Raw genomic sequence first — 16994 nt, forward strand, 5'->3', positions numbered from 1 at the left:
TATTATTTGCCGAAGCGTTTTCCAAATCTTTACAGATTGGGCTGATTGAATCTGACTTGTTCATTTTATCTAGTGGAATAACTAAATCAAGTTTCTTTGTAGATTTATGAATCGATTGATGCTTTATATACAACTGCTTGGGTGTTGTATAGTCAAGCCTCACGAGCAATTAGTATTGGTCAGCTTCACATATCACTATGCTTCCACATCCAACCTATCAACGTCCTAGTCTCGAACGGCTCTTTAGAGGAATAAATTCCTAGGGAAATCTTATCTTGAGGTAGGCTTCCCGCTTAGATGCTTTCAGCGGTTATCCCTTCCGAACATAGCTACCCGGCGATGCGACTGGCGTCACAACCGGTACACCAGAGGTTCGTCCACTCTGGTCCTCTCGTACTAGGAGCAGATCCTCTCAAATTTCCAGCGCCCACGGTAGATAGGGACCGAACTGTCTCACGACGTTCTAAACCCAGCTCGCGTACCTCTTTAAATGGCGAACAGCCATACCCTTGGGACCTGCTTCAGCCCCAGGATGAGATGAGCCGACATCGAGGTGCCAAACACCGCCGTCGATATGAACTCTTGGGCGGTATCAGCCTGTTATCCCCAGAGTACCTTTTATCCGTTGAGCGATGGCCCTTCCATACAGAACCACCGGATCACTAAGACCTACTTTCGTACCTGCTCGACTTGTGGGTCTCGCAGTTAAGCGCGCTTTTGCCTTTATACTCTACGCGTGATTTCCGACCACGCTGAGCGCACCTTCGTACTCCTCCGTTACTCTTTAGGAGGAGACCGCCCCAGTCAAACTACCCACCAGACACGGTCCTCGTCCCGGATAACGGGACAGAGTTAGAACCTCAACATTACCAGGGTGGTATTTCAAGGACGGCTCCATTGGAACTAGCGTTCCAACTTCAAAGCCTCCCACCTATCCTACACAAGTAAGGTCAAAGTTCAGTGTCAAGCTGCAGTAAAGGTTCACGGGGTCTTTCCGTCTAGCCGCGGGTACACTGCATCTTCACAGCGATTTCGATTTCACTGAGCCTCTGCTGGAGACAGCGCCGCCATCATTATGCCATTCGTGCAGGTCGGAACTTACCCGACAAGGAATTTCGCTACCTTAGGACCGTTATAGTTACGGCCGCCGTTTACTGGGGCTTCGATCAAGAGCTTCGCTTACGCTAACCCCATCAATTAACCTTCCAGCACCGGGCAGGCATCACACCCTATACGTCCACTTTCGTGTTTGCAGAGTGCTATGTTTTTAATAAACAGTTGCAGCGGCCTGGTTTCTGCGGCTGTCATCAGCTCAGGAAGCAAGTTCCATCACCAACAACAGCGTACCTTCTCCCGAAGTTACGGTACCATTTTGCCTAGTTCCTTCAGCAGAGTTCTCTCAAGCGCCTTGGTCTACTCGACCTGACCACCTGTGTCGGTTTCGGGTACGATTCCTGTGTAACTGAAGCTTAGAGACTTTTCCTGGAAGCATGGTATCAGCCACTTCACTGTACAAGTACAGCTTGCTATCGGATCTCAGTATAGAGTACCCCGGATTTGCCTAAGATACATACCTACATCCTTCCACCTGGACAACCAACGCCAGGCTGACTTAACCTTCTCCGTCCTCTCATCGCATTACACAGAAGTATTGGAATATTAACCAATTTCCCATCGACTACGCCTTTCGGCCTCGCCTTAGGGGTCGACTCACCCAGCCCCGATTAACGTTGGACTGGAACCCTTGGTCTTTCGGCGAACGGGTTTTTCACCCGTTTTGTCGTTACTCACGTCAGCATTCGCACTTCTGATACCTCCAGCATACTTCTCAATACACCTTCATCGGCTTACAGAACGCTCCCCTACCACTTGACTAATGTCAAATCCGCAGCTTCGGCACATAGTTTTAGCCCCGTTACATCTTCCGCGCAGGCCGACTCGACTAGTGAGCTATTACGCTTTCTTTAAAGGGTGGCTGCTTCTAAGCCAACCTCCTAGCTGTCTATGCCTTCCCACATCGTTTCCCACTTAACTATGATTTTGGGGCCTTAGCTGGCGGTCTGGATTGTTTTCCTCTTGACTACGGACGTTAGCACCCGCAGTCTGTCTCCCGGATAGTACTCATAGGTATTCGGAGTTTGCATCGGTTTGGTAAGTCGGGATGACCCCCTAGCCGAAACAGTGCTCTACCCCCTATGGTATTCGTCCGAGGCGCTACCTAAATAGCTTTCGGGGAGAACCAGCTATCACCAGGCTTGATTAGCCTTTCACCCCTATCCACAAGTCATCCCCTGGCTTTTCAACGACAGTGGGTTCGGTCCTCCAGTTAGTGTTACCCAACCTTCAACCTGCTCATGGATAGATCGCCTGGTTTCGGGTCTATACCCAGCAACTAAACGCCCTATTAAGACTCGATTTCTCTACGGCTCCCCTATACGGTTAACCTCGCTACTGAATATAAGTCGCTGACCCATTATACAAAGGTACGCAGTCACCGAACAAGTCGGCTCCCACTGCTTGTATGCATGCGGTTTCAGGATCTATTTCACTCCCCTCACAGGGGTTCTTTTCGCCTTTCCCTCACGGTACTGGTTCACTATCGGTCAGTCAGGAGTATTTAGCCTTGGAGGATGGTCCCCCCATATTCAGACAAGGTTTCACGTGCCTCGCCCTACTCGTCATCATTATGTGTGCCCTTTCGTGTACGGGAATATCACCCTCTACGTTCGCACTTCCCAGAGCGTTCCACTAAAACACACATAACTTAATGGGCTGATCCCCGTTCGCTCGCCGCTACTGAGGGAATCTCAATTGATTTCTTTTCCTAAGGGTACTGAGATGTTTCACTTCCCCTCGTTCGCCTTGCAACACTATGTATTCATGTTGCAATACCTACCTTAAAGTAGGTGGGTTCCCCCATTCAGAAATCTCCGGATCACAGGATATTTGCCGCCTCCCCGGAGCTTTTCGCAGGCTATCACGTCTTTCATCGCCTCTGACTGCCAAGGCATCCACCACATGCACTTAATTACTTGACTATACAACCCCAAACAGTCGTCAACACCTACAAGTGAGTGTTGTCCGTGCGATTCTTCATCGCCACTATCTGTTGTCTGTGTACTTAAACACTGTACAGCTTCAATCTAAATTCATATACCAAAACGCTTGATTCAGTTAATTTGCTAGTTCTCAATTCATTCAGATTAATTGCTTAATCTAAACTCTTGAGTGAACAATTTATTTCAGACTCAATTTTGCCAATCTGTTAATGAATAAACACGCCTTCGTCAGGTCATGCTTAATACCGTGATACTTAAATCACAGAAGTTAATAAACCAAGACCGAAATCTCTATTTACTAATTTCTGTAATCCGAACTTATCTTAAGTTCTGGTGGAGACTAGGAGAGTCGAACTCCTGACCTCCTGCGTGCAAAGCAGGCGCTCTACCAACTAAGCTAAGTCCCCAGCTTACATCATCAGTTATGTATCTTTTATCTATAACTTCAACCAGTCAAAGTCATGGTGGGTCTGACAAGACTTGAACTTGTGACCCCACGCTTATCAAGCGTGTGCTCTAACCAACTGAGCTACAGACCCTCAGATACATCTATGAAGAACAACTTGTTGTGGATTCTTACCAATCGTCAATCTTTCGTTAAGGAGGTGATCCAGCCGCAGGTTCCCCTACGGCTACCTTGTTACGACTTCACCCCAGTCATCGGCCACACCGTGGTAACCGCCCTCTTTGCAGTTAGGCTAGCTACTTCTGGTGCAACAAACTCCCATGGTGTGACGGGCGGTGTGTACAAGGCCCGGGAACGTATTCACCGCGGCATTCTGATCCGCGATTACTAGCGATTCCGACTTCATGGAGTCGAGTTGCAGACTCCAATCCGGACTACGATCGGCTTTTTGAGATTAGCATCACATCGCTGTGTAGCAACCCTTTGTACCGACCATTGTAGCACGTGTGTAGCCCTGGCCGTAAGGGCCATGATGACTTGACGTCGTCCCCGCCTTCCTCCAGTTTGTCACTGGCAGTATCCTTAAAGTTCCCGACATTACTCGCTGGCAAATAAGGAAAAGGGTTGCGCTCGTTGCGGGACTTAACCCAACATCTCACGACACGAGCTGACGACAGCCATGCAGCACCTGTATGTAAGTTCCCGAAGGCACCAATCCATCTCTGGAAAGTTCTTACTATGTCAAGGCCAGGTAAGGTTCTTCGCGTTGCATCGAATTAAACCACATGCTCCACCGCTTGTGCGTACGTCAATTCATTTGAGTTTTAGTCTTGCGACCGTACTCCCCAGGCGGTCTACTTATCGCGTTAGCTGCGCCACTAAAGCCTCAAAGGCCCCAACGGCTAGTAGACATCGTTTACGGCATGGACTACCAGGGTATCTAATCCTGTTTGCTCCCCATGCTTTCGCACCTCAGCGTCAGTGTTAGGCCAGATGGCTGCCTTCGCCATCGGTATTCCTCCAGATCTCTACGCATTTCACCGCTACACCTGGAATTCTACCATCCTCTCCCACACTCTAGCTAACCAGTATCGAATGCAATTCCCAAGTTAAGCTCGGGGATTTCACATTTGACTTAATTAGCCGCCTACGCGCGCTTTACGCCCAGTAAATCCGATTAACGCTTGCACCCTCTGTATTACCGCGGCTGCTGGCACAGAGTTAGCCGGTGCTTATTCTGCGAGTAACGTCCACTATCTCTAGGTATTAACCAAAGTAGCCTCCTCCTCGCTTAAAGTGCTTTACAACCATAAGGCCTTCTTCACACACGCGGCATGGCTGGATCAGGGTTCCCCCCATTGTCCAATATTCCCCACTGCTGCCTCCCGTAGGAGTCTGGGCCGTGTCTCAGTCCCAGTGTGGCGGATCATCCTCTCAGACCCGCTACAGATCGTCGCCTTGGTAGGCCTTTACCCCACCAACTAGCTAATCCGACTTAGGCTCATCTATTAGCGCAAGGTCCGAAGATCCCCTGCTTTCTCCCGTAGGACGTATGCGGTATTAGCATCCCTTTCGAGATGTTGTCCCCCACTAATAGGCAGATTCCTAAGCATTACTCACCCGTCCGCCGCTAAGATCAGTAGCAAGCTACCTCTCTCCGCTCGACTTGCATGTGTTAAGCCTGCCGCCAGCGTTCAATCTGAGCCATGATCAAACTCTTCAGTTAAAATCATTTTGTACCTTATTTAAAGACAAGGTACCAATTCTGGCTCATCAATTACTGACTTAAATTTCGCTCAAATAAACTTCGAGTAATTTAAACCAATCAATCAATGAAAATTATTTCGATTAATCAATCAGTAAAAATCCACACAAGTTGTTCTTCAATTCTCTTAATGATTTTTCTGCTCTTCGTCAGAGACAGAATCGACACAATACTAAGCTTTTATCTCAACCCTGTAAGCTAAGATATTCTCGTGTATCGCGTCGGGATGAGTGCATTATAGGGAAAAAAAACCGGTACGCAAGCACTTTTATAAATATCAGTGCTCGACCGGTTCTTTTTCACTCAAATAAAGTTTATAAAATTATTAAATATTTGATTTATATCATTAATTTATTTTTTTCGATGTTTTGATCTTTATATCTACAATTTTTATAGGCTGTTTTGGCACGTTTTGATGCATGCCATAGTTTGATGTAGGAACCTGAACAATACGATCAACTACATCCATTCCTTTTATCACTTTACCAAAAACGGCATACCCAGGATTTCCCGGTGAACGGTTAAGAAATTTATTATCTGCAACATTTATAAAAAACTGGCTAGTAGCTGAATCTGGATCTGATGTACGAGCCATGGCTAAAGTACCACGCGTATTTGCAATACCATTTCCTGCTTCATTCTTAATAGGCGCTCGTGTTGTCTTTTCCTGCATATTTGCAGTCATGCCACCACCTTGTGCCATGAAACCTGGAATCACACGATGAAAGATTGTCTCTTTATAGAAACCAGACTTTATATAGCTTTTAAAGTTATTCACACTAATCGGTGCTTTGTCATCATATAACTCTATTTCGATGTTGCCTAAATTTGTTTGCATCTCAACTAAGCTATTAGCCCATACTGAGTGACTACTTAGACCTAGACAAAACAACATCAATAGCTTTTTCATATTTTCCTACAATAAAATTTATAAAAAGATAATCATTAAATCTAATCGTCTACAGCAAAGAATTCTAGTGAGTATTTATTAAGAATTTTAATTCTATTTTCTAAGTAATCCATGTTCCACGTGAAACATGGATTATTGTGTTTGTTTAACTATTTTTATCCCAGAATTTTCTAAAGTTTTTACTAATTTCGATAGTATAGCGTTTCGCTTTTCTAGAAATTGGTGTCAGATTAATAAAACCATGAGTCTGTTCTGGAAATTCTTCGTAATGCATTTTCACGCCATTTTGTCTTAACTTATGACTATATATTTTTGCTTCGTCATGTAAGACATCATGTCCAGCTGTAATCACAAAAGCTGGTGGATTTTTCTTTAGATTGCCATAGGTAGGTGAAATAATTGGATCGTCAAGTTCTACATTATGCTGAGTTGCATAATATTGTGTGACGTAATCAATATCGGTATTTGTTAAAACCAACCCTTCGTTATAAGCATAAAAAGAAGGATGTCTGCTTTTGAAATCCACTGTTGGATAAATAAGTAATTGTGCTTGCGGAGCATAAGCTTTATTTACTGATCTTTGCGCTACAACAGTACTAATATTTCCACCAGCACTGTCCCCTGCGACCGCTATTCTATTTTTTAAAATTTTTAATTGTCTGCGGTTTTGATAAACCCATGCTAATGCATCTTCACATGACTGAATTAAATGTTGTGGTGAAACTTCTGGAGCAAGAGGATAGTCGATACTGAGTACCTGTACTTTTGCATATTTAGCTAATAAACGACAAACCTCATCATGGGTATCTAAACCACCTACGACAAAACCACCTCCGTGATAAAACACGATTAATGGCAATTTCTTGTTAGGAGCAGGATGATAATGTCTGGCAAAGATTGTCCCGCTTTGTAGTGGTAGGCGAATATCCTCTACTGAATTAATATAAGTTGGTTTTTGGCGTATAGCCTGCATTTGTGCATCAAACATTCTTCTTGATTGAATGGGGTCAGAGCCAATAAAGCCCTCTTTCCCCTGTTTAATTTGCACAGCCATCATGCATTTAGTAAATGAATCGAGATCTGGATACTGATAAGAATATCCTAAAATTTTCGCAAGAGACTCTTGGGCTAGTCGAGGCAACCTATCGAGTGCTCGAGCAGCAGGGCCTTGCCCTTTATCTAGCAATGTTTGAATTTTTTGATTAAATGCTGTCATGCCTGTCTCCTTGAATCCCTCTTATCCTTCATATTTTCTACAGAATTCTTTGTTGTTTGACTATATTCGCATACAACTCATGCAATCAAGATACAAAGGTAAAAACCAATCTACGCTAATCTGATTTATAGCAAATGTCATTAACAAATCTGTCGATTAAAACAGGACTTTTTTGCCAATTATTGTTAACAGACAAAAAGAGGTACCGCTATGTCAGCAAAACTAGTTGTTACTATGTTAGCAACCAGTCTTTTAACTGTAGGCTGTGTTGCTTACCCAGATGATCCTTATTATCGTGGTGGCGGATACGTTTATCATGACCATGATCGCCGCTATGATCGTGATGATCAACGTCGATATAATGATTGGGAACGGAAGCGTTGGGAAGAGCGTCAACGAGTATACGAACAACAACGTAAAGATATTCGTGAACAAGAAAAAGATCGTCGTGAATGGGATAAAAGACACCGTGACTGGGATAAAAAACGGGTAGAAGATCGAGATCATGATCGCCGAGATTATCGTCATGATGACTAAACTTACTACTATATAAAAAGCCCCAAAGAAATAAGTCTTTTGGGGCTTTTTTGAGGAATATAAATTCTCTCTAATCTATAGAAAAATGAGTAGCAGCTCATTTCATATATGTATTGGCATCTTGAACATATATGTTCTATAAACTCATATCTCTTATTTTTAGCAGCAAATTACTGAGCAGTTGCAGAGCCTGAAACTGAACCAGAAGCACCAGCATCTACTTGACCTGGTTGTGCTTGACCAGAAACACCTGCATCAATACCAGCACCTGCTTGTACCCCAGATGGGCTAGCACTTGTTTGAGCAGAACCTGATGCGTTTAAACCGGCTTCAGATGCACAACCAACAGCTGTAAAAGCGACACCAGCAAGCACTACAGAGATAAGACCTAATTTTTTCATAATCACTTTCCTTTCATTACGACAAACGTTTAAATGCAAAGTTCATCTTCGCGCTGCCTATAATTCACAATTTTTTTTTCTGGCGTGCGTATCATTGGTTGTCTTTTCTAGTAATAGAAGTACAAATTCTGCAATTTTTTATTAAATTCAATTTTTTAATCTGACCAATCTATTTTATAAATTAAACCATAGATAAACGTTTGTTTAATTTTATCAATTTTTTCTTTTTATTCTGCTGAGCCCTTATATTTAAAATTTTTCCATTTATAGAAACGCTATATAAGGTACGTAGACTGTTACAGAGCTTTTTTACCCTTAAAAGTGGTTTACTCATAAAAAAGCCGCGAATGATCGCGACTTTTTTTGAAAGTGAATATGGCTTAAACATTAAATTATGGCCACTGCATTTCACCTTTTACAACTTTAGCCCCTAACTCTAAGCTATCAACACTTTGAAGAGTTGGATATTGCTTTTGCATAACTTTGCTCAACTCAGCAGAGTTTTTAGTTGCTTTAGCTGCCTTTTCATAACTATTTAAATAGTTAATCGAGAAATTAACCGCATCGAGACCTTGTGGAGCTCCCTCAACCATATGCGCAGGCACAACAATTTTAGGCTGAAGGGCTTTGATACTTTCTAAGGATTGAATAACTTCCGCACGATCTTTAGTTTTAGGAGTATCGGCCATCCATAAATGAATGCCTGAAGACACAGGGATTCCCCCCACTACTGCTTTTGCAGACGGTACCCATAAATAGGTAAGTTCTTTTTTACCTTTAATTTCGATTGATTCATTTTCAAGTTTTAAAGTTTTAGCTGTATAAGCTTGAGGCACAATAATTTGGCTAGGTGCATTTGCACCCATTTGTGGTCCCCAATATTTAACTTTAAGCGCTTGAGTATCTTGAATATGCTTTACTGTTTCTGGAGTGGCAATAATCTGTACATTCGGGAAATACTGTTTAAATACATCTAAACCAAAGTAATAGTCTGGGTCGCCATAGCTTACAAAAATTGTTTTTAACGCCTTACCGCTATCTAAAATATTTGCGGCAATGCGCAATGCTTCAGATTTTGAGAATTGCGCATTAACCAATAGAACTTCTTTATCGCCTTCAATTAAAGTAGATGTCACGCCAAAATGTTCGGGTTTAGCCAGAAAACTCTGGATTTTTAGGTCTTGAGCAAAAGCTGACTGAGCCATAGTTAATGCCGTTGCAGTAGTAAGCGCAGAAGCGGTTAATTTAAATAATTTCATTAGGTATTCTCCTGTTTCATGAAGAACACTTTAAATTGCAATTTATGTAAGATAAACGCACTAATTTAAGATAAACTGTTGCATATATTGTAATAATAGCTAGACATATGGATACTTTAAAAGCGATTCAGGTCTTTGTTTCTATTGCACAACATGGCAATTTGACCAAAGCCGCAGAACATCTTAATTATTCTCGCGCCATGGTTTCACGTTATCTTGAGCACCTTGAACATACATTCTCAACTCGACTTTTTCAGAGAAATACCCGAAAAATATCCCTCACTCCCGCAGGTGAGAAAGCTCTGCTCTACTGTGAAAATATTTTACAACAACAACAACTTTTACAAGAGCTCGCAGCGCCTGAGCAACATAACGGTACAATCCGTTTTACATGCGGTTTATTTTTGTTTGAACTTGGAGTAGCAGAATGTATTCGCCAATTTAAACGTCAGCATCCGCATATTAATTTCGATGTTTATTTGACTGAAAACACTATGGATCTTATAGATGCACAAGTGGATTTAGCGTTACGTATTACCCAAAAGGTAGCCGATGGTTTAATTGCACGACCAGTTTGTCAGATCGAGTCCGTTTTCTGTGCTCATCCAGATTATTTAAAACAACACAGTCCCCTGCTCCATCCTCGTCAGCTGATTCAGCATGAATGTATTGCTCATCATAGTCAGCACCAATACTGGACACTGTTTGATAATGAACAACAACCTCAGAACTATCCTTTGAATGTGACTTTTAAAAGTAATGATGTAAATGCGCTTTACGATATGTGTTTACATGCACAGGGAGTCGCTATGTTACCGTCATTATTAGTTGAAAAAGATTTAAAAGAAAAACGCCTAACCGCTTTATTTAAAAATTTTATGGCTCCTGAGCTAAGCTTGTCGATCGTGTATGCCTCTAGACAACATTTACCTCGAATTACTCAAGAATTTATTGCTTTTATGATCGAAAATTTAGATTTTTACTTAAAACCGCAAAATTAAAAGCTTTAAATTGCCGTGTACGCTTGAATTTTTAGGCAATGCCCATACTTCATCCCTATTAATGAATTACAGCATATGCATGGCAGTTCAGGTTTTACACAGTAAATACTGATGCCAAAAAGGACTGTACATGTTTAAAAACCCATTTAAACGGAGATCATCAATGGCTAATGAGCAAAATGAGCAAGCTCAAGACATTCAAAATGAGCAAGCTGAGCAATCTAACGAGCAAACTCAAGCTGAAGGTGTAGAGCAAGCAAACGACGTTACCGTTGAATCTTTACAAGCGCAAATCACTAAACTAGAAGAAAATCTTAAGCTGGAAAAAGCTCGTACAGCAAATGCAGTTTATGAAGCACAAAAAAGTGTAGAGCGTATTCAACGTGAGTCTGAGAAGCATAAAGAAACTGTGCTTGAAAAATTTGCAAAAGAATTGTTGGACTCTGTCGACAATTTAGAACGTGCAATTCAGGCTGCCGGTGGTGAAGAAACACCAGTACTTGAAGGTATTAAGCTAACCTTGAAGTCACTATTAACAACTCTTGAGAAATTTGGCGTTGTAGAAGCTGATACTCAAAATGGTTTCAACGCAGATTTACATCAAGCTGTTGGTATTGATCCAAATGCCAAAGCCAATGAAATCGGTACCGTTTTACAAAAAGGCTATACCTTAAATGGTCGTTTGTTGCGCCCTGCTATGGTTATGGTTGGTCAATAAAACGAACAAAAGCGAAGCATCGCTTTGCTAAAAGCACAAGAATTTGAGAGTTTTTTGATTTTTTTTCATAAAAATGCTTGAAAAAAACCGATTGACTCTCATATCGAATAACAAGCAAAACATTGCAACAGAATTTTAGAGGAACACACCAAATGGCAAAAATTATTGGTATTGACTTAGGTACTACCAACTCATGTGTTGCTGTACTTGAAGGCGATAAAGTAAAAGTAATCGAAAACGCTGAAGGCGCACGTACAACTCCATCGATCATTGCTTATAAAGATGGCGAGATCTTAGTTGGTCAAAGCGCTAAGCGTCAGGCAGTAACAAACCCTAAAAATACATTATTCGCGATCAAGCGTTTAATTGGTCGTCGTTATGAAGATCAAGCAGTACAAAAAGACATTGGTCTTGTACCGTATAAAATCATCAAAGCAGACAATGGTGATGCTTGGGTTGAAGTAAACGATAAAAAACTAGCACCTCAACAAATCTCTGCTGAAATCTTGAAAAAGATGAAGAAAACTGCAGAAGATTATTTAGGTGAAACAGTTACAGAAGCAGTTATTACTGTTCCTGCTTACTTTAACGATGCTCAACGTCAAGCAACTAAAGATGCAGGTAAAATTGCTGGTTTAGATGTTAAACGTATCATTAACGAACCAACTGCTGCTGCACTTGCGTTCGGTATGGACAAAAAAGAAGGCGACCGTAAAGTTGCAGTTTACGACCTAGGTGGTGGTACTTTTGACGTATCTATCATTGAAATCGCAGACCTTGATGGCGACCAACAAATCGAAGTGTTATCAACTAACGGTGATACTTTCCTTGGTGGTGAAGACTTTGATAACGCATTAATTGAATACTTGGTTGAAGAATTCAAGAAAGAACAAAGTGTGAACTTGAAAAATGATCCACTTGCGTTACAACGTTTGAAAGAAGCTGCTGAAAAAGCAAAAATCGAGCTTTCTTCATCTAATGCAACTGAAATCAACCTTCCATACATCACGGCTGATGCGACTGGCCCTAAACACTTAGTGATCAACGTAACTCGTGCAAAACTTGAAGGTTTAGTTGCTGACTTAGTTGCTCGTACAATTGAACCTTGCCGTATTGCTCTTAAAGATGCTGGTCTTTCGACTTCTGACATCTCTGACGTAATCTTGGTTGGTGGTCAGTCTCGTATGCCACTTGTACAACAAAAAGTACAAGAATTCTTTGGTAAAGAGCCACGTAAAGACGTGAACCCTGACGAAGCAGTTGCAATCGGTGCTGCAATTCAAGGTGCTGTATTGTCTGGTGACAAGAATGACGTATTGCTTCTTGATGTAACACCATTAACTTTAGGTATTGAAACAATGGGTGGTGTATTAACACCAATCATTGAGAAAAACACGACGATTCCTGCGAAGAAATCACAAGTGTTCTCTACTGCTGCTGATAACCAACCAGCTGTAGATATTTCGGTTTACCAAGGTGAACGTAAAATGGCTCAACAAAACAAATTGTTGGGTAACTTCCAATTAGGCGATATCCCACCTGCTCCACGTGGTGTGCCGCAAATTGAAGTATCGTTTGACATCAACGCTGACGGTATATTGAAAGTATCTGCGAAAGATAAGAGCACTGGTAAAGAGCAATCGATTCAGATTAAAGCAAACTCAGGATTGTCTGATGCTGAAATCGAAGCGATGATTAGAGATGCTGAAGCGAATGCTGAAGAAGATCGTAAGTTTGAAGAACTTGCAAAAGCTCGTAACGAAGCTGATGCATTAATTTCAAGCTCGAACAAAGCTGTTAAAGATCTTGGTGACAAAGTGACTGAAGATGAAAAAACAGCGGTAAGCACAGCGGTTTCTGAACTTGAAGCAGCAACTAAAGAAAATGATGTTGAAGCGATCAAAGCAAAAACTGAAGCTTTACAAAACATCTTGATGCCGATCACTCAACGTGCTTATGAACAAGCGCAACAAGCTGGTGGTGCTGAAGGTTTTGATCCTAATGCATTCCAAGGTGGTGATGCTGGTCAACAAAAAGCTGATGATGGCGTTGTAGATGCTGAGTTTACAGAAGTAAAAGACGACAAAAAATAATTTGTCTCTTTAAAAAAAGACCGCGCGAAAGCGCGGTTTTTTTTAAGATAAATCCTGTTATTCTCAAGTATTGGATTTTTAAATTTTGCCTCAGATGATGAAATCGTACTCCATGCTGAATGAGATGCTTCAAGTAAGTATTTTCGGCGTGTAACTTCCTTCACATTTTATTTATCGGTAATCATTTTATTTCAGTATCTTAACTACTGCAGCTGTATACATTGTTGACAAGTAATTGCTAGGATTATGTACATTCAACTTTAGTCAATCAGACTATATCAATTTGATACAGATACAATATTATATATAATCTAAAACATTAAAATATCACGCTATAAAAATGAAAATCGAACCAATTATCACAAAAACCAAATTTAGATTAATGCTTATTTTTTCTCTACTCTTCGCCATTTTTAGTGCAACATTTGATGCCTATGATGAAACGTTTATCTCAATCAATGAGACGTTATCAATAGATCCCCAAAACTGGGAATTAGCCATTACTTGTCTTCTTTCAATTATTTTTTTGATCATATTCATTGGTTTGCTTCTATTCAAAGAATGGGCGAGGAAACTATATATTTATACTTTTTTCCCAATTTTACTCATTTATTTATTACCGAGTTACTATTGGACATTAATGTCTGGTCTAAGTGCTATTTTTTATGAGCTAGGCAATATTCTCTCTACACTAATTTGGGGCATTTTAGTTGTACCTAGCCTCTACCAACCTTTATTTAAAAAAGATGCTGATTTCACTGAAGTTAAAGATGACAAAAAATAATTTGTTTCTTTAATAAAAAACTGCGCTTAGGCGCAGTTTTTTATTGTTTACAAAAAGTAACAATAAGTGTTTTAATGATATTATTCAAATATTTCTGTCAGAAAGATCAATGATAAAAACTAAATATTTAATTTTAAATAATATTTTTTTGTAAAAAAACCACTGTTATTTACTACATTAATTATTTGATTATTGCCAAGTCTGAGAACATCTTTTTTAATTTTTCGACCAATATCACAAAACTCACCTAATCTATTGAGATTTTTATCATTTTGACGAATTAAATTAAGTAGCTAACAATAAGATTTATTTATATTTTTTATTTTGCCATGAAAAAATTTCTATGGTGGGGATTGAGCTTATGCTTATGTATGGGCTTACAAACAAGACTTTTTGCTCAAAGCAATCTGCCAATTAATTCATCTCATCAGCCTTTAAAATACCGAATTGCTTTTATTGATCCGCGATTTCAACTCACTAAAGAACAATTAGTCGAGGTAAGTCAGCAAGCTGCTGAAATCTGGCAAAAAGAAACTGGGAAGACCTATTTTATTTATGATTCACAGGCTCAATTGTCAATTAACTTAATCTATGATGATCATCAACTGGTTAAAGATGAACAGCAAAACAATTTGGATGCACTTTTGCAAAAGCAGGAAGCTTGGCGCATTAAAAATGAAGAAATTATTTCAAATAAACAAGAGGTTGCTCAACTATCAACTGATTTGAACAAGAAAAAGGCCAATCTAAAAGCGGAGTTTGAACAATATCAACAAGAGGTAACGTGCTTTAATCAAGGAGAACAGCAGTACTCTAGTGCCAATAATTTAAAAGAATGGCAAAAACAACTAGAGCAAAAATCGGAAAATTTACGAAATGAATCCAATAGTCTAAATATTAAGATTCAAGCACTTAACTTAAAAATTAAAGAGCTAAATCGAGAGCAAAGTGACTTAAGCGCTTTAAAAACACAATTCAAACTAGAGCAGAAAACTAGTATTCAACCCTTCCATAAAGGTTTATTCAGTCATAATCAAATTCAGATTTATGGTTTTAGTTCATTCGATGATTTACGCCTAACCCTTGCTCATGAGTTTGGACATGCATTAGGTCTAAAACATACAACCGACCCAAAGTCTCTAATGTTTCCTCGTTTAAAAGAGCAAGATATTCACAACTTCAAATTAACAGATTCCGATCTAAATTTATTAGGCTCCTTTTATAAATCAAATAGTGAAAACTATTAAAGCTAACCAGTTAAATAAACTAAATAAAATATAAATTAATCAAGTTTCACTAATAAATGATTTTTTCAAAGGGTAAAAAATAATGAGACTAAAGTCTCATTTATTTATTCAAATTGTACATTTTTTGATTGATTTTTCACTTTATATTCTTATAATACGTTTTTTTTAAATCTCCCCCATCAATTATGCGTTTAACATCTTTGTTACTAGGCGTAGCCTTTGCTTTTTCTAATTTTCAGGCCAATGCTCACTTGGCTACTTCTGCAAATACTCAAGTTCAGCAAAAAAATGCTCAACATTTGACATATAGAATTGCTGAAGTTGATCCTCGTTTTGGTTTAAGTCAAGATCAATTGCTTGAGATTACTCAGCAAGCTGCTGATATTTGGAAAGAAGGAACAGGTAAAAATTACTTTACTTATGACCCAAATGCAAAGTTAGAAATTCGTCTTGTATATGACGATAGCAAAAATCGTTCAGAACAGCGTCAAAAAATTTCTGCTCAGTTTAAACAAGATCAACAACGTATCATTGATGAACAGCAGCAAATTAAGCAGTTGAAGCAAAATTTAAGTCAAACTCAATCTGATCTTGAAAACAAAAAACAGATCTTAAATGAGAAGTTGAAAAATTTTGATCAACAAATGATGCAGTTTAATCAAGGTAAATTAGCACCTGAATACACAGCAAAATCGCTTGGTAAAACTCAGAAAGATTTACAGAAACAGACTGTTGCTTTAAAGAAAGATATTGCTGCTTATAATCAACAAGCTGCAGACTTAAATAAAAAGGTTAATCACTTTAACCAGATTAATGATAAGTTCAATCAATCTTTAAATCAGTTTAAGCAAAATGCACAAGCTGATGTATTTAAGAAAGGCATTTATAACGGTAAACAAATCACAATCTATGAATATAGCTCTATTGATGATTTACGTTTAACGATTGCTCATGAGTTAGGCCATGCGCTTGGTTTGAAACATAGCGATCAACCGGGTGCCTTAATGTACTCAGTTCGCAAAGACAGTGATAAAAAAACTAATGCTTTAACTGACGCTGATCGTGATCTACTAAACGCTTTACCTCAATAATTAGATATGAAACATCAATGATGTATCTATTTTATAAGTAGATACATCGAAATTCATGTCAAAGTCATGTTATTGTGGTTGTAAGAGCTGACTAAAATAGAATGGAGATCAAGATGAGTTATTATCATATCCTGATTGAAGTAAATGACCACATTAGTACGATTGAACAAACTCGAGATATCGAACTATTTGATATTATTGAACTTAAACCGTACCTTCATTCTATTTTGTTGCCTTACTTTAACGAGCAAGAAATTGAGCTTGAAGATGAAAATATTGAATATAAAGATATTTTACATCTTGAAGTTAAGCAAACCTTACTCCCTATCGAGCATTTAATCGAAGAAGAACAAAAGCAGTTGCCAAGTGACACTGATGTCACTATTACTGGTTATGAAATCTTCAATGATCGTGATTTAAGCCAAGATGTCACTTCAGTTATTTTGGACATTTTGGAAGCTGTAAAGCTAGATTAATTCATAGTTTAACTGCCAAATAAAAAGGTCT

The 16994-nt window shown here is 39.5% G+C and carries 10 protein-coding genes, 2 tRNA genes, 2 rRNA genes and 2 pseudogenes; 8 read left to right on the forward strand and 8 right to left on the reverse strand.

The window, feature by feature from the left end; genetic code table 11:
• Positions 1 to 148: 148 nt before the first annotated feature.
• The 6 genes from NE363_RS18230 to NE363_RS18255 all read right to left on the reverse strand — a co-directional run bounded on the left by NE363_RS18230 (position 149) and on the right by NE363_RS18255 (position 7356).
• Positions 149 to 3038 (reverse strand): 23S ribosomal RNA (locus NE363_RS18230).
• Positions 3039 to 3390: 352 nt separating this feature from the next.
• Positions 3391 to 3466 (reverse strand) — tRNA-Ala (locus NE363_RS18235).
• A gap of 55 nt (positions 3467 to 3521) precedes the next feature.
• Positions 3522 to 3598, reverse strand: a tRNA-Ile gene (locus tag NE363_RS18240).
• Positions 3599 to 3657: 59 nt separating this feature from the next.
• Positions 3658 to 5191 (reverse strand): 16S ribosomal RNA (locus NE363_RS18245).
• Together the 16S and 23S rRNA genes with 2 tRNA genes alongside form the textbook arrangement of a ribosomal RNA operon.
• Positions 5192 to 5576: 385 nt before the next feature.
• A complete protein-coding gene (locus NE363_RS18250; protein WP_445535580.1) occupies positions 5577 to 6140 on the reverse strand; it encodes a peptidylprolyl isomerase in 564 nt (187 codons plus the stop codon).
• Positions 6141 to 6285: 145 nt separating this feature from the next.
• A complete protein-coding gene (locus tag NE363_RS18255; protein WP_445535581.1) occupies positions 6286 to 7356 on the reverse strand; it encodes an alpha/beta hydrolase in 1071 nt (356 codons plus the stop codon).
• Between the two features lie 210 nt (positions 7357 to 7566).
• Between NE363_RS18255 and NE363_RS18260 the strand changes: the two genes are divergently transcribed.
• The gene (locus NE363_RS18260) at positions 7567 to 7893 is read left to right on the forward strand and encodes a hypothetical protein (protein ID WP_019456661.1); all 327 of its coding nucleotides are present in this window, start codon (positions 7567 to 7569) and stop codon (positions 7891 to 7893) included.
• Positions 7894 to 8063: 170 nt separating this feature from the next.
• Here NE363_RS18260 and NE363_RS18265 read toward each other — a convergent pair whose 3' ends face one another.
• Positions 8064 to 8294 carry a hypothetical protein gene (locus tag NE363_RS18265; protein ID WP_004706148.1) on the reverse strand — a complete coding sequence of 77 codons (231 nt, stop codon included), beginning with the start codon at positions 8292 to 8294 and terminating at the stop codon, positions 8064 to 8066.
• A 392-nt stretch (positions 8295 to 8686) separates the two neighbouring features.
• Entirely contained in the window at positions 8687 to 9553 is an 867-nt protein-coding gene (locus NE363_RS18270) for an MBL fold metallo-hydrolase (RefSeq protein ID WP_134263582.1), read from the reverse strand.
• A gap of 107 nt (positions 9554 to 9660) precedes the next feature.
• On the opposite strand from NE363_RS18270, the pseudogene NE363_RS18275 reads away from it, so the two are divergent.
• From NE363_RS18275 to NE363_RS18305, 7 genes and pseudogenes are all read left to right on the forward strand, one after another.
• A pseudogene (locus tag NE363_RS18275) lies at positions 9661 to 10589 on the forward strand (LysR family transcriptional regulator).
• A 128-nt stretch (positions 10590 to 10717) separates the two neighbouring features.
• Complete coding sequence (grpE, locus tag NE363_RS18280) at positions 10718 to 11272, forward strand: nucleotide exchange factor GrpE (protein ID WP_039250138.1); 555 nt, start codon at positions 10718 to 10720, stop codon at positions 11270 to 11272.
• A gap of 152 nt (positions 11273 to 11424) precedes the next feature.
• Positions 11425 to 13365 (forward strand): molecular chaperone DnaK, encoded by a 1941-nt coding sequence (gene dnaK / locus NE363_RS18285; protein ID WP_049065422.1) that lies wholly within the window; start codon positions 11425 to 11427, stop codon positions 13363 to 13365.
• A gap of 340 nt (positions 13366 to 13705) precedes the next feature.
• Complete coding sequence (locus tag NE363_RS18290) at positions 13706 to 14149, forward strand: hypothetical protein (protein ID WP_445535582.1); 444 nt, start codon at positions 13706 to 13708, stop codon at positions 14147 to 14149.
• 329 nt (positions 14150 to 14478) lie between these two features.
• Positions 14479 to 15396, forward strand: a complete 918-nt coding sequence (locus tag NE363_RS18295; RefSeq protein ID WP_445535583.1) for a matrixin family metalloprotease — start codon at positions 14479 to 14481, stop codon at positions 15394 to 15396.
• An 82-nt stretch (positions 15397 to 15478) separates the two neighbouring features.
• A pseudogene (locus NE363_RS18300) lies at positions 15479 to 16487 on the forward strand (M57 family metalloprotease).
• Positions 16488 to 16588: 101 nt separating this feature from the next.
• Complete coding sequence (locus NE363_RS18305; RefSeq protein WP_445535584.1) at positions 16589 to 16963, forward strand: hypothetical protein; 375 nt, start codon at positions 16589 to 16591, stop codon at positions 16961 to 16963.
• Positions 16964 to 16994 lie beyond the last annotated feature (31 nt).

The sequence above is a fragment of the Acinetobacter sp. G18 genome, from assembly GCF_052660225.1.